Source organism: Brevibacterium sediminis (assembly GCF_024895295.1).
Classification (GTDB): Bacteria; Actinomycetota; Actinomycetes; order Actinomycetales; family Brevibacteriaceae; genus Brevibacterium; species Brevibacterium sediminis.
Genome location: NZ_JAHQRN010000008.1, coordinates 110,430 through 124,363 on the forward strand (window position 1 = coordinate 110,430; position 13,934 = coordinate 124,363).

A 13,934-nucleotide genomic window follows, 5' to 3' on the forward strand; every position below is an offset into this window, starting at 1 on the left:
CGGCCGATTTTCCTTTCTGCTCAACAGTTTCGCTAGTGTGTGTTGTCAACGCGTCTTTGCGTTGCCGGCACCGTCCGCATCTTCGACGCCTCACCAATCTTCTGCGCCTCCACATCCTCCGCGTCATCCACGAAAGGCAAGCACATGCGTCAGCTCATCATCCTGGGAATAGTCGGGCTCATCGCGCAGCTCATCGATGGCTCCCTGGGCATGGCCTATGGGGTCACCTCAACCACGCTTCTGCTCGCGGCGGGTACGGCACCGGCGGCCGCCTCGGCGGCGGTGCACTTCTCTGAATTGGGGACGACGTTGGTGTCGGGGATCTCGCACCACAAGTTCGGCAATGTCGACTGGCGGACCGTCGCGATTCTGGCCGGCCCGGGGTTCGTCGGGGCGATCGCAGGGTCGACGTTCCTCGCCAGCCTGGACGGGGAAGCGGCGACCCCTTGGATCTCAGGGATCCTGCTGGCGCTCGGCATCTACGTCATCTGGCGTTTCCTGGCACTCGGCGGTGCGCGTCCGACGTTCAAGTCACGGCCGAGCGCGAAGATGCTCGTCCCCGTCGGGCTCATCGGCGGCACGCTCGACTCCATCGGCGGGGGCGGCTGGGGTCCAGTCGGAACGACGACGCTGCTGTCCTCGGGACGCTTGGAGCCGCGCAAGGTCGTCGGCTCGATCGACACCAGCGAGTTCATCGTCGCGGTCGGCGGTTCGCTCGGGTTCCTCATTGCGCTCGGATCGCAGGGCATCGAATGGCAGATCGTGGCGGCACTTCTCGTCGGCGGCGTCATCGCCGCACCCTTCGCCGCATGGCTGGTGAAGCTGCTGCCGGCCAAGGTGCTTGCGGTCGCCGCGGGCGGAATCATCGTTCTCACGAACGTCCGCACCATCCTGCTCGCCTTCGGCCTCGGTTCGTCGACTGTGTGGCTGACGCTCGCCGGCCTGGCGCTTGTGTGGTTCGCACTGCTGGCTCACGTCGTGCGCATCGAACGTGCGGCAGCGAAGGTGCGGAAAGCCGAGGAAGCTGGAGTCGAGGTGCCCGTCGGCGGGTGAGCCGCCTCGGCGAGGGCGTTCCTTCCCTCTTCCATACCGTCGTTTAAGGCCAAGCTCGCTTATCGCGAGGCACACGCACCCAAATGCGCGGGCCGGCTTGAACGAGGCGAGGAAACGCCGTCGAGCACACGATTCCTGCGGGTGAAGGCCGATGAGCCGGCGGGAACACGCGAACAGACCCGACTCCGCACAAGGGCGGGGTCGGGTCTGTTCGGGTCTGCGGTGCGGTCAGCGCTGGCTGTAGAGCTTCCGGGCCATGATCACGCCGATGAGGGACAGCAGCGACAGGCCCGCGTAGTAGAAGCCGGGCACGGTCAGCAGACCGGTCGCGCCGAGCAGCGCGGTGAGGATGAGCGGGGCGAAGCCGCCGAAGATCGCGACACCGAAGCTGTAGGCGATGGTCATGCCGGAGCTGCGCACCTTGACGGGGAACAGTTCGGACAGCAGCGCCGGCATCGGACCGAAGTAGAAGACCATGAACAGTCCGACGATCGCCTCGCACAGGGTGAGGACGCCGATCGAGGGGGTCGCGGTCAGGAGGATGAACATCGGCCAAGCGACGATGATGCCCACGATGGTCGTCGGGATCATCACGGTCGTCGGTCCCACCCGGTCGGCCAGGCGGCCGGCGAACGGGGCGCCGATGAGGGTGATGACACCGGCGACGACGGCGCCGGGGAATGACGCCCAGGCGTCGAGGCCGAGGTTGGTGACGGCGAACTGCGGCAGGAAGGTGATGAGGTAGACCGAGATCGTGGCCATCGCGATGATGAGGAACGCGGAGAACAGGCGACCGAAGTTCTCACTGAGGAGGACGCGCAGCGGGTTGTCGGTCTTCTCGGCGGCCTTGAACTCAGGGGTGTCATCCATCTTCGAGCGGATGTACCAGCCGACGGGTCCGATGAGCAGACCGAGGGCGAAGGCCACGCGCCAGCCCCAGGAGTGCAGGGCCTCTTCGCTCAGTGCCGAGCTGAGGATCCACGAGATTCCGGCGGCCAGGAACATCGAGATGCCCTGAGTCGCGGTCTGGAAGGAGGCGTAGTAGGCCTTACCGCGCTTGGCGTTCTCGGTGAGGAAGGCTGTGGCCGATCCGAATTCGCCGCCGGCGGAGATGCCCTGGATGATGCGGGCGATGATGAGGCCGATCGCGCCCCAGATGCCGATGGTCGCTTCGCCGGGCAGGATGACGATGATGAACACACCGAGGGTCATCAGACCGATCGTCAGCGACAAGGCCGATTTGCGGCCGTGTTTGTCCGAGTAGCGGCCGATGATGATCGCGCCGAGGGGACGGACGACGAAGGTGATGGCGAAGGTCGCCCAGGTCATCAGCTGCGCGGACAGGCCTTCGCCGGGGTAGAAGACCGCGGTGATCGAGGTGGCCATGAACCCGAACAGGATGATGTCATACCATTCGAGGGCGTTGCCCAGTCCGGCCGCGACTACGGCCTTGCGGGCCCGCGACTTGTCTTCGCGGGACTCGACGGGTGTCTCAGTCATCGTGTGCCTCTTCTTGTAGGTGCCCGGATGCCGTGGTTGGCGAAGCCGGTGGTGGATCGTGGAATTGCAGGATGCAGGCACCGTTGCTCGTCACCCGGGCGGATGTTGCTTATTCACAGACCCGGTCGGAGTCTCTGATCTGACAAGTATGCCCCCTGTTCTCGTCAGCGAGACGATTGTAGTCCCTTAGTATCCGGCCGCAAAGGCAGTCTCAGCAGGTGACGAGTCACGTCAGTGTCGTTGTCGACGCCTTTCACCACATCGCCGCGGCGATTTGGTGAGGGCCCCGCACAGCGCGGACAGTGGAGCTCAGGGTGTCGCTGGCTGCGGCGAAGTGAAAGAAACGGCCCCGTCCTCAGCAGAGAACGGGGCCGAGTTCGCAAGGGGCCGAAGGCCGGGCAGACTAGGGCTCAGGCCGGCTCTTCCTGATTCTTTTCCTTCGCCTTCTCGGCCTTGGTGAAGGCCTGGTACTTGCGAATGACCTCAAGCGCCGGTCCGTCGGCGAGCAGCTCGCCCTTCTCGATCCACAGTGCACGGTTGCACGTGTCCTTGATCGTGCGCATCGAGTGCGAGACGAGGAAGACGGTACCGGCGTTCTCACGGATGGCTCGGATACGACCCTCGGAACGGTCACGGAATTTCTTGTCACCGACGTTGAGCGCCTCGTCGACGATGAGGATCTCGTGCTGCACCGAGGTCGCGATCGCGAACTTCAGACGCTGGGACATACCCGAGGAGTACGTTCGCATCGGCAGGTCGATGAAGTCCTCAAGCCCGGTGAACTCGACGATGTCATCGAACTTTGCATCGATCTCGTCACGAGTGAGCCCCAGAGCCAGAGACCCGAGGACGATGTTGCGGGCGCCCGAGAGATCCGGAATCAGTGCGGCACCGACACCGAGGAGGTTCGGCCGAGACGTTGCATAGATCGCACCCTCGGAGGTCGGAGTCAGTCCGGTGATCGACCGCATGAGCGTGGACTTGCCCGAGCCGTTGCTGCCGATGATGCCGATCGATTCGTTCTTGTGGGCGACGAAGCTGATGCCTTTGAGTGCGTGGACCTCTCTCAGCTCCCGGCGCTTGGACATGACGTCCTTGCTGCCGAGCTTGAGCTTCTTGCCCGTAGCCAGAGTCTTGTACCGGACGTGGACGTTGTCGCAGACGACGACGGGAGGATTGTTTCGCGTCACTTCGGGCAGGCTGCCGGAGTCGAAGGCCTGCTCTTCGTTCGTCTCACTCATCACGACCGAACCTTTCCTCGGCCTGCCAGAAGAACACGAAGCCGATGATGAAGATGCCGAATGCCCAGATGGCCAGGTGCCAGAAGTAGTCGTAGGGAATGACACCGTCCTTCATGAGGATGCCGCGGGCGATCGCCAGGACGTTGTTCAGCGGCTGCCAATCAGCGAAGGGCTGCAGGGACGGGTTGATCTTGTCGACCATGACCTTGAGGTCGAAGAAGACGCCCGAGGTGTAGAAGATCATCCGGGAGATGAACGGAGTCACCTGGGAGAGGTCACGGAAGTGGACCGTTGCGCGGGCGAAGATGAAGGCCACACCCTGGTTGAAGATCCAGAACAGGAAGACCAAGGGGATGAAGAGGAACCAGTCCCAACCGGGTTTCGCGCCCCAGAGCATGACGAGAAGTGCCATGAAGATGAAGGTGGGAATGAAGTTGAGCAGGTTCTGGAACACCGTGGCGATCGGCAGCACGATGCGCGGGAACGGCAGCGATTGGACGAGAGAGGCGTTCGAGATGATCGATTTCGATCCGCCGTTCATCGAGGTGTTGAAGAACTCGAGCACGAAGACGCCGATGATGACGAAAGGGGCGAAATCGTCGGGCCGGGCGGTGGCGCCCCGCATGATGAACCCGAAGACTGTGCCGTAGATGAGTGCGGAGAACGCCGGACGCAGAAGCACCCAGAGCATGCCGAGGCGATTGCGTTCGTTCTCGGACTGCATCCGGTACTTCGCTAGCGTATACGTGAAGTCGCTTCGGTTGAGAAGCTGTTTGACGTACTGAGGTAGAGACGGCCGTCCACCGACTCTCTCGAGTCCGTGCTCGGCAGCAAGCCTGGCCATATCCATGAACAGAAAATTCTCTCGTCGGCGACTGGGGATAGAACAGAAAGAGTCTACGGGATGAGACTAGCGCAGACTCACAGTCGGCTGTGAGCCTTGAAGTCGAAGTCGGGGTCGGCGATCTGAGCTCTCGTCGGAATATTGTTACCGCCGAGTACCCGTCGGGCGGCCGCCTGCATCGGGGGCCAGTTGAACGTCTCGACGCCGACGAGCACCGACTCCGGGGCGGGTCCGTCGAAGTGGAAGACCTGGAACTTCGCTCCGCTGGGGTCGTGTCGGGTGATCGTATCGTCGGCGTCGGGGCTCGTCAGGCCCGCCGTGAACACCTTCTCCGGGCCTTGGAAGCTCCAGTGCCAGGGAACATCGGACCAGACTTTCGGACCGTCGTCCGGCCCAGAATCTGAAGCGGATTCGGGCGCATTATCACCGTCGTTCGAAGCCGTGTCTGATCCTTCAGTGAGCAGTTCAGCGAGGAATTTTCCGTGGCTTTCGGCCACCGGTTCACAGGCCCAGGGGTGGTCGAGTGCATAGGGTCCGGCGGTGACGATGGCACAGTCACCAGCGGCGAAGACACCCGGATTGGATGTTGCCAAACTCTCATCCACACCCCACGCCTGAGCGGGTCGGTGACCATCGATCGGGATCAGCCGAGGGCGAGCCCCGACGCTGGTGACGAACAGGTCGTGAACATCGGCCGGGATGTCATCCGGGCTCGCAGTGTGGGTGACGAATTCGACTCCGGCGGCCTTGTGCTTGTCGAACAGCGCCTGCCTCACGGGAGCGGAGAGCTGCTTGCGCAGGGGTTCGTCCCCGCGCAGGTAGACCGTGGCGTGGTGTCCGGCCGCCACCGCCGAGGTGGCCACTTCCATTCCGAGATAACCGGAGCCCAGCACCCCGACGTTGAGGGCCTCGGTTGCGCTATTCACACGTTCAAGAATCCATTCGGCGTCGCCGAGGTCATAGACCGGCAAGGCGTCCGGATAAGCGGGGACATCGGGGCGATTCGCCTCCATCCCGGTGGCGAGAATGCAGTGGGTGAAGTCGATGGACTCCCCCGAAGCCAGCTGGATGGTGCCCGCGGTCGCGTGGTGGTTCGCCAGCGGATGGGGGTGTCGCTGGGTCTCGGCGGTGTAGCGGGAGTCCGCGACCGCCTCGGCGAGGGTGATCTCTTCTGCCCGGTCACGGACGAAGGTGATGTGCTCGGTCGATTCGAGGTGGTACGGCAGGTGGTGGCGGGAGCCGTCGAAGAGGTGCTTCGACAGCGGCGGCCGCTCACACGTTTCGCCGGCCTGGGGGTCGATGACGGTGACGGCCTGACCGCGCGCGTTCAGTTCCCGCGCCGCGGTCGTGCCGGCCAGTCCCGCACCGATGATGACGATCCGCTTGCTCATGCCTCCATGCTAATCCTCGCCGAGGCGGCCGGGTGGGAGGTGCGGGTGTGAAACCGACCTGGTCAGCCCTCGGTGACGAAATCCTGGATGATTTCGGGGGAGGCATGGATGCACACCATTTTGAGATTCTCAGTTCCGATGTTGCGGAAACGATGGACCGTTTCGGCTCCGACGGTGACGACGGCGCCGGCCTCGGCAGCGACGGTTTCATCAGCTGCGTCGATGCGCACTTGCCCCGACAGGACGATCCATGTCTCTGTGTAGGGATGCCAGTGCAGATCGGGACCCTTTCCCGGTCCGGTGTCGACCCAGAAGAACGAGACGTCGGCACCGTGCTCGGCGCCGATGAACTTGGCCGTCGGCGATCCGGGCAGCAGCAGGTCGGAACGCTGCATGACGGTGATCATGCCGGTCTGCTCGCCTTGCCGTCGAGCCAGAGCATGTCTGATTCATCGTTGTGTGTGCCGCCGGTGCCGACGTGTTTGGCGTCGATCTGCGGGCCCTTCTTGATGACGTGGACGAGGGCCATGCCGTGCCCGCGGCCAAGTCCATAGTCGATTTTGAGCCACTCGAGGATGGCTCCGGCCTTGACCGAGTCGTCGTCGAACCCCTTGTCTTTGGCCAGGTCGATGAACTGGCGAGGAGTGAGTCCGGTCTTGTCTTCGATGGTGTCGAGATAGGCCTGGAACGACATGGTGGGTCCCTTCAGCAGAACATGATGCCGAGCGACCTTGCGCGACACCGCGAGGCCCCGCACCGGACCCGCCTGAAAGAGAGCATAGTCTCTTCGGCGGGCCCGCTCCACAGTTATGTGAGTGGCTGATCCAATAGACCGTGCAGTCGCCTCGGCCGCTCGCTCCATGCGTTCAGATGACTCACCCGCTCAGAGCTCCGTGGTCTGCGTGCCGCCGGACGGGCGGTCTCCGGTGATCTTGGACTTGACCATGCGGAACAGGCCCGATGCCTTGCCGCCGGGCAGGCCCCAGTGCTGTGCGGAGTGTGTGACGACCTTGATGAGTCCGAGGTTCGGGTCGCGGCGGTCATCGAACCACGCCTTGGCGGAATCCGACCACAGTTCATCGACCTTGGCCTCGTCGTCGACGAACTCCACGCGCCCGGCCACCGACAGCCAGTTGCCCGCCTCAGCGATGCTGATATTGACTTCGGGGTTCGTCTGCAGCGCCTTCGCTTGGTCGCCGTCGAGGGCGAGGAAGAACCAGACGTCGGCATCCTCGGTGACCTCCTGAGGTGCCATCGGGTGGGCGAGGATCTTGCCATCGGCCAACGCGGTCGCGAGCATGACGGAGTCGCTGCCGCGCAGGATCTTGACGACGTCGGCCTGGTCGAGCTCATCGGTAGCCGCCTGGCCTGCAGGAGCCTGCCCGTCACCGGCTGCGGAGACCTGGCCGGCCTCCGTATCATCGGTGGCTGCGGTGCGGGCCGGGGGCCCGGAGTCCTCAGATTCGGCGCTCAGGGCTCCCTCGGCGGCTTGAGATTCGTCGACAGCCGTGTGTGAGCCGTCGGGGTTGCGGTAGAGGTTCGCACCTTGGCTGGCAGCGGCGTCGCGCGCCCGGGTTTCGACGTCCCCCTCGGTGTATCCGCCCTTTTCGCCCGGGGCGATGTTCGAGGTACCGGCGAACTTCTCGGTTGTCTCGTCGAGAAATGCGGCGGCGTCGCGAGCCTTCTCCTCGCCGCGGCCTTCGGTGCTCTTGTCTCTGCTCATCAGACTTCCCCTCTTCGTCAGCGGTGGTTCGTCATTCTTCCATGCGATCGCGGTGCGGAACGCTGACTGACTGAACATGGTGGGCTTTCCCAGTCGGCGCACAGACGCGCCGCCCTAAGAGACCTGCCCCACCTCACAGAGACGGGGCCCGGCCCGAGGCGCCAGACACCGCGCCATTTGGAGCTCGGGTGGTGAGCAGATCGGTCCGGCAGCCCATTGCGTCCGTGTCCTGGCCGATGTCTACACTGAAGCCATGGATGAAGAAACGACCGTCACCGTCAACGACATCCCCGAAGGGGCCGCCATCATCGACGTCCGCGAGGACGACGAATGGGAGGCCGGCCATATCGAAGGCGCGATCCACGTGCCGCTGGGCGAACTGCCGAGCCGCCTCGACGATCTCCCCCTCGATGACGACATGTACGTCATCTGCCGCACCGGCGGGCGCTCCAACCGGGCCGTTGCCTGGCTCAACCAGAACGGTTTCGACGCCTTCAATGTCGACGGCGGCATGGGCTCGTGGAACCTCGACAACGGCAAGCCCATCGTCTCCGAGACCGGCGAAGAGCCCTGGGTGAAGTGATCCTCTCCCCTGCCGTTTTCAGCCGCTAGATTCAGGCCGTTGATAAAGCTATCAAGCTGCTCTGCCTGGTCTAGTCAGCCTCGGCGGGGTCGGGGATCTCATCCGGGCGGTACTTCGGCAGCCTTGAGGCCGGCACTGCCGCGATCAGGCTGATGCCGGCGAGGATGAGGAAGCCGAGCTTGAGCGTGCGCAGCCGCTGTTGGGAGTTGAGCTCGACGGCATGCTCGACCTGCTCCGGTGTCGCCGTCGTCCCCGCGAGGACGTCGCGCAGTTCGTCGTTGCTCACGAAGTTCGCATTGTCGAGGTCGACCTGCTCGACGAGTTCCGGCGGCAGGTCGGGATGGTCACCGGCGGCCGATGCCAGACCGGCCGAGAGCACCGTGACCAGCAGCGCTCCCATCACCGCGGTGCCGACCGCCGAGGCGAGATTCTGCGCGGTGCCGCGGATCGAACCGACATCACCGGCCAGATGCTTCGGCGCGGCAGTGACGAGGACGTTGAAGACCAAGGTCACGAGCGCACCCTGCCCGATGCCGAAGACGATGAGGCCGAGGATCGTCGGCAGAGTCTCCCAGTTGTTCGTCACGACGAACGCCAGCCAGACGAGTGCCGCCGTCGTCAGCCCGAAGGAGAAGAGCGCAATGGTGCGCGGGGAGTAGCGCTTGTAGAAGCGGACGATGAGGGTGGCGGTGACGAAGACCGTGAGGTTGAACGGCAGCATCGCCAACGAGGTGTCGAAAGGGGTGCGCCCCTGGACGACCTGGATGTAGGTGGGCACAGTGAAGTTCACCGCCGCTTCCATGGCGACGATGACGAACATCGCATAGACCGCTGCCCTCTCACTCGGACGACCGAGCACGCTGATGTCGACGAGCGGCACCTTTCCTGCGGCCTTCCGACGCTTCGTCCAGACGAAGAACAGCTGCCCGAGGACCACGCCGACGACGATGAACACCGGCGCCGGTGACAGCCCCGCGATCGAGAACGGCGCCCCATCCTCGGCGCGGATGATCCCCCACCCGTTGAGGTTGTTGAACCCCAACGTCAGCAGCACGACCGCAGCACCGATGAGCGCCGAGGCGACGAGGTCGATCCGGATCGCAGCGTCCCCCTTGTCCGACTTTAGCGTGAACGTCAGCGCGAAGACGATGACGGCCAGGCCCAGCGTGATGAAGAAGATCGGCCGCCACCCGACAAATGTGCCCAATGTGCCGCCGATGAGGAAGGCGCTCATCCCGGAGAAAGCGCGCGCCGAACCGAGCGAGCCGACCGCTGCGGCCTGCTGCGCACCCCGGTAGTTCTCCGCGATGAGCGCGACCAGGGCCGGCACGATGATCGCGGCGGCGGCCCCGGCGAGCAGCTGACCGGTGATGACCCAGGTGACCGTCCGGGAGAAGATCATCAGCAGCGATGAGGCCGCGAAGACGACGAGGACGACGCGGAAGATGAGCACCCACCCGATCCGCTGTCCCAACTTCGCGCCAGTCATCACGAGCGCGGCCACGGCAAGGCCGTAGACGACGATCGTCGACGAGGCGACCGTGGGCGGAACACCGAAGTCCTCGACCATTCCGCCGAGCGAGATCGGCAGGGCGGCGACGTTGAACGACATGAGCACCTGGGCGAGGAAGAGCCCGATCATCGGTGCCCAGGATCTGCGCTCTTCGGCGATGTCGTGCGGTGTGGTTTCGGAGCTCATCATTGTCCTTTCCCTGGACGTTCGACGGCCGCGTTCGATGCGAAGAGGTTCATGCCCAGGACTCTGGAGATGTGAAAACACGCCCATTGACCGCGCACGCTGTTGCCCGCGGAGTCCAACCTCGGCGAAAAAGTGCCCAGCGCTCCCTTGCCTGGGGCGATGGCGACGATGCCGCCTGCGACCCCGGACTTGGCAGGCAGTCCGATCTCGAAGAGCCATTCGCCGCTGTTTTCGTACATTCCGCACGAGGCGAGCAGCGCGAGCGTGTCACGCGCCACTTCGGCGGAGACGACCTGCCGACCGGTCAGTGGATTGATTCCTCCGTCGGCCAGCGTCGCTCCCATCACCGCGAGATCGTGCGCGGTGACCAGCAGCGAGCACTGCCGGGTGTAGATGTCGACGGTGTCGAGCGGATCCGTGATGATCCGCCCGTAGCTCTCGAGCAGGCGAGCCAGGGCCTTGTTGCGCTGATTCGTCTTCATCTCCGATTCGTACACCCGTCCGTCGAGGCGAAGCTGCCGCCCGGCGAAGCGGGAGAGCCCGGAGCGGATGTTCTCCCATTTCTCCGCCGAGGTGGCCCCGGGCATGAGTGCGGTCGTGGCGATGGCGCCGGCGTTGACCATCGAGTTCAACGGTTTGCCGTCGTTGAGTTCGATCGCCATCACGGAGTTGAAGGCGAGTCCAGTGTTGTTGACGCCGACGCGTTCGTGGACGAGTTCGGAGCTGCGGGCCTGACAGACGAGCGCGAAGACGAAGGCCTTGGAGATGGATTGGATGGAGAATTCGATATCGACGTCTCCGGCCTCGTGCACGGTCCCAGCCGATTCGATGAGGCTGAGTCCGAACCATCGGGGATCCGCCTCGGCGAGGATCGGGATGTAGTCGGCGACCTCACCGTCGTCGAGTCCGCTGTACCGTGCGTGGATGTCTGCCAGGGCCGAATCGATGAAGCAGTCGGCAGGCAGGTCCCCGGTGAAAGCTCGCTGTCTGACCGTTTCCTGGTCGGGCCCGATCATCTTTGATCCTCGTCCCAATCTTCGGGGGTTGCCGTGGGACGGGCCGCTAGGCGCCTGTCCGCAGAATGATTTCACTCTAACTCAGGGCGCTTACCTTGCACAGGTCCCTGACCGCCGGTTTGACCCCCTTGCCCGCATGCCACGATGGGTCTACCGTCGGCACCATGGATCACTGAGGCACATCTGGTGATCTCCATTCCTCCGCCGAACGGCGAGAGCATGTTCAACTCCGAAAGGAGCGAAGTCATGAGTGACGAGAAGAAGAATCTCCCGGAGAACGCAGCAGAAGAGCAGACCGAAGACGAGCAGGAGATCGAGAGCTCTGCCGTCGGAGTCGGTGCAGATACCGACGCCGAAGGCAGTTCCAAGACTCCCGAAGAGAAGCTTGAGCGAATCGCGGCTGAGCACGATGTTCCGATCGATCGGGATCCTGAAGACGCCCAGGCCAAGGGCGAAGGGTCCTCCTCCCCCGACCAAGACCGGGATATCAGCGGCGGAGACACGAAAGAAGAGGAAGACGACTCCGTGGAGCCGCCTGACTGAGACGGCCACCGTTGAGCGAGGCTGCTAGTTCTCGCTCCGTGGAGCCGCCGAAGTCCACGATGCAAGAACTCCGTGGACACAACTGTGCGCAACCGCTGTCATTTGGTTAGGTAGAAGAATGACAACACGCGCCGGCCAGTTGGCCCAGGACAAGGATCTCGTTGACGTCCCTGCCCTTCTCGATTCCTATCACGACTTGGTTCCCGACCCTTCGGTGCCTTCGCAAGCAGTGAGCTTCGGGACCTCCGGCCACCGCGGTTCGAGCTTCAACCGCTCTTTCAACGAGGCGCACATCGCGGCCATCACCGCAGCCATCGTCGATTTCCGCCGAGACAAAGGCATCCGCGGACCGATCTTCCTCGGCCGTGACACTCACGCGCTCAGTGAGCCCGCGTTCCTCACCGTCCTCGAGGTGCTCGCCGCCGCCGAGGTGCCCGCGCTCATCGACGAACGCGACGGCTTCACCCCGACCCCCGCAGTCTCCCACGCGATCCTCGGCTTCAACGCCGGGAAGTCGCGCGAGGATGCGCAGGCCGACGGCATCATCGTCACTCCCAGCCACAATCCGCCCGCTGACGGGGGCATCAAGTACAACCCGCCGCACGGCGGGCCTGCCGGAACCGAGACGACGACCTGGATCGCTGATCGCGCGAACCAGTACCTCGCCGAGGGGTGGGAGAAGATCCCGCGCACTCCGTTCCAGCGGGCGTTCCATCTGGAGAACACCGAGAACTTCGACTACGTCTCGAACTATGTCGACGACCTCGAGTCGGTCATCGACCTCGATGTCATTCGCAGCTCCGGGCTGAAGATCGGCGCCGATCCGCTCGGCGGAGCCAGCGTCGACTACTGGGCGGCCATTGCAGAGGACTACGACCTCAACCTCGACGTCGTCCATCCGGACGTCGACCCCACCTGGTCGTTCATGACCCTGGATTGGGACGAGAACATCCGCATGGACTGCTCCTCCCCTTACGCGATGGCCGGCCTCATCGCCTCGCGAAACGACTTCGACATCGCCACCGGCAACGACGCCGATGCCGATCGCCACGGCATCGTCACTCCCGATGCCGGCCTGATGAATCCGAATCACTATCTGGCATCGGCCATCGACTACCTGATCGACTCCCGCACCGATTGGCCGAAGGACGCGGGGATCGGCAAGACTCTGGTCACCTCGTCGATCGTCGACCGCATCGTCGCCGCGCATAATCGCACCCTCTTCGAGGTGCCTGTCGGCTTCAAATGGTTCGTTCCCGGCCTGCTCGATTCGACGCTGGCATTCGGCGGCGAGGAATCGGCCGGTGCTTCGTTCCTCCGGCGGGACGGCAAGGTGTGGTCGACAGACAAGGACGGCATCATCCTCGCCCTCCTTGCCGCCGAGATGACAGCGAAGACCGGGCAGACTCCCTCGCAGCGCTACGCGGGACTGGCCGCGAATCACGGCGCCAGCTCCTATGCCCGCCAGGATGCTCCGGCGACGCGAGCGCAGAAGGAACGACTGGGGTCACTAGATGCCTCTCAGGTGAGCGCGAAGACCGTCGGCGGTGAACCCGTGAAGGCGGTGCTCACCTCGGCGCCGGGCAACAACGCGCCCATCGGCGGACTCAAGGTCACCACTGACAATGCGTGGTTCGCCGTACGGCCGTCAGGCACGGAAGACGTCTACAAGATCTACGCCGAATCCCTGCGCGATGAGGACCACCTGCTCCAGGTCCAGCACGATGCCCGCACTCTCGTCGACGGGGTTCTGGAGTAAGGTCCAACAGTCCTACGGCTGGGCTTTTGGGTGCGACGCAGTGAGCTGGCCCTGGTCTCGAGAGGCCCGGGCGGCGATTTCCCGGCGCGCCGTCTCTGAATTACTGCATCCGCGTGTTCAAAGTGTGAGCGCAGGGATCCTGATCGCTGCACCCACACTTTGAACACACGGCTACGTATGCGCGGGCGCAGGTGCGGCCGGTGATCGCAGCTTCACGGCACTGCGCGGACCCCTGCTCAGTCCCTCGCGGACTTCTGTTCATTTTGTAAGCCCTCAGCGGGTCACGGTCGGATATCGCTGTCCGGTCGAAATTGTCGCAGAACGGGCTCCCCAACGACTCCCAAACAGAACGAACTTCAGAGCGGTCAGCTTCATGTTCCGCCAGGTCGCACAGGCAGGAACCATTGCCGTTTACCTGGCGTTCGCCACCCTTTGACATCGCATGTCGCACGACTGCAATATTCCTGTCTTCGCGCTGTTATCCGCTTTGATTGTGCTCACAGTCACCGTTGCCTCTCCCTCAGGATCGGCGACAAGACTGATCTGCGACAACGACCCGTCGCCTAGTCACGACGACACAAA

13 protein-coding genes are annotated in these 13,934 nt (G+C 63.8%); 4 read left to right on the plus strand and 9 right to left on the minus strand.

Features of this window, described 5'->3' with window-relative positions:
* The first annotated feature begins 144 nt into the window (after window positions 1-144).
* Window positions 145-1,053, plus strand: a complete 909-nt coding sequence (locus KTJ89_RS16725) for a sulfite exporter TauE/SafE family protein (protein ID WP_259358557.1) — start codon at window positions 145-147, stop codon at window positions 1,051-1,053.
* A gap of 228 nt (window positions 1,054-1,281) precedes the next feature.
* Here the strand turns inward: KTJ89_RS16725 and KTJ89_RS16730 are convergent, their stop codons facing one another.
* The 7 genes from KTJ89_RS16730 to KTJ89_RS19275 form a co-directional block, all read right to left on the minus strand.
* Window positions 1,282-2,553, minus strand: a complete 1,272-nt coding sequence (locus tag KTJ89_RS16730; protein ID WP_259358558.1) for an MFS transporter — start codon at window positions 2,551-2,553, stop codon at window positions 1,282-1,284.
* A 410-nt stretch (window positions 2,554-2,963) separates the two neighbouring features.
* The gene (locus tag KTJ89_RS16735; RefSeq protein WP_259358559.1) at window positions 2,964-3,794 is read right to left on the minus strand and encodes an ABC transporter ATP-binding protein; all 831 of its coding nucleotides are present in this window, start codon (window positions 3,792-3,794) and stop codon (window positions 2,964-2,966) included.
* Window positions 3,787-4,644, minus strand: a complete 858-nt coding sequence (locus KTJ89_RS16740; protein ID WP_139469989.1) for an ABC transporter permease — start codon at window positions 4,642-4,644, stop codon at window positions 3,787-3,789. Before KTJ89_RS16740 ends, KTJ89_RS16735 begins: the two co-directional genes overlap by 8 nt.
* 71 nt (window positions 4,645-4,715) lie before the next feature.
* Complete coding sequence (locus tag KTJ89_RS16745; protein ID WP_172172287.1) at window positions 4,716-6,029, minus strand: FAD-dependent oxidoreductase; 1,314 nt, start codon at window positions 6,027-6,029, stop codon at window positions 4,716-4,718.
* Between the two features lie 62 nt (window positions 6,030-6,091).
* Window positions 6,092-6,436, minus strand: coding sequence for a cupin domain-containing protein (locus KTJ89_RS16750; protein WP_172172289.1), 345 nt, complete (start codon window positions 6,434-6,436; stop codon window positions 6,092-6,094).
* Window positions 6,433-6,723, minus strand: a complete 291-nt coding sequence (locus KTJ89_RS16755) for a DUF4287 domain-containing protein (RefSeq protein ID WP_172172291.1) — start codon at window positions 6,721-6,723, stop codon at window positions 6,433-6,435. The genes KTJ89_RS16750 and KTJ89_RS16755 overlap by 4 nt, the downstream gene beginning before the upstream one ends.
* Before the next feature lie 189 nt (window positions 6,724-6,912).
* The gene (locus tag KTJ89_RS19275; protein ID WP_172172293.1) at window positions 6,913-7,752 is read right to left on the minus strand and encodes a pyridoxamine 5'-phosphate oxidase family protein; all 840 of its coding nucleotides are present in this window, start codon (window positions 7,750-7,752) and stop codon (window positions 6,913-6,915) included.
* A gap of 253 nt (window positions 7,753-8,005) precedes the next feature.
* Here KTJ89_RS19275 and KTJ89_RS16765 point away from each other — a divergent pair, with 253 nt between their 5' ends.
* A complete protein-coding gene (locus KTJ89_RS16765; RefSeq protein WP_139469974.1) occupies window positions 8,006-8,335 on the plus strand; it encodes a rhodanese-like domain-containing protein in 330 nt (109 codons plus the stop codon).
* 70 nt (window positions 8,336-8,405) lie between these two features.
* Here the strand turns inward: KTJ89_RS16765 and KTJ89_RS16770 are convergent, their stop codons facing one another.
* Window positions 8,406-10,034 (minus strand): MFS transporter, encoded by a 1,629-nt coding sequence (locus KTJ89_RS16770; RefSeq protein WP_253903921.1) that lies wholly within the window; start codon window positions 10,032-10,034, stop codon window positions 8,406-8,408.
* A complete protein-coding gene (gene glsA / locus KTJ89_RS16775; protein WP_259358560.1) occupies window positions 10,034-11,050 on the minus strand; it encodes a glutaminase A in 1,017 nt (338 codons plus the stop codon). Before glsA ends, KTJ89_RS16770 begins: the two co-directional genes overlap by 1 nt.
* A 246-nt stretch (window positions 11,051-11,296) precedes the next feature.
* On the opposite strand from glsA, the gene KTJ89_RS16780 reads away from it, so the two are divergent.
* Together KTJ89_RS16780 and pgm are read left to right on the plus strand one after the other, a co-directional pair.
* Window positions 11,297-11,593, plus strand: a complete 297-nt coding sequence (locus KTJ89_RS16780; protein WP_172172297.1) for a hypothetical protein — start codon at window positions 11,297-11,299, stop codon at window positions 11,591-11,593.
* 118 nt (window positions 11,594-11,711) lie between these two features.
* Complete coding sequence (pgm, locus tag KTJ89_RS16785) at window positions 11,712-13,352, plus strand: phosphoglucomutase (alpha-D-glucose-1,6-bisphosphate-dependent) (protein ID WP_259358561.1); 1,641 nt, start codon at window positions 11,712-11,714, stop codon at window positions 13,350-13,352.
* Window positions 13,353-13,934 lie beyond the last annotated feature (582 nt).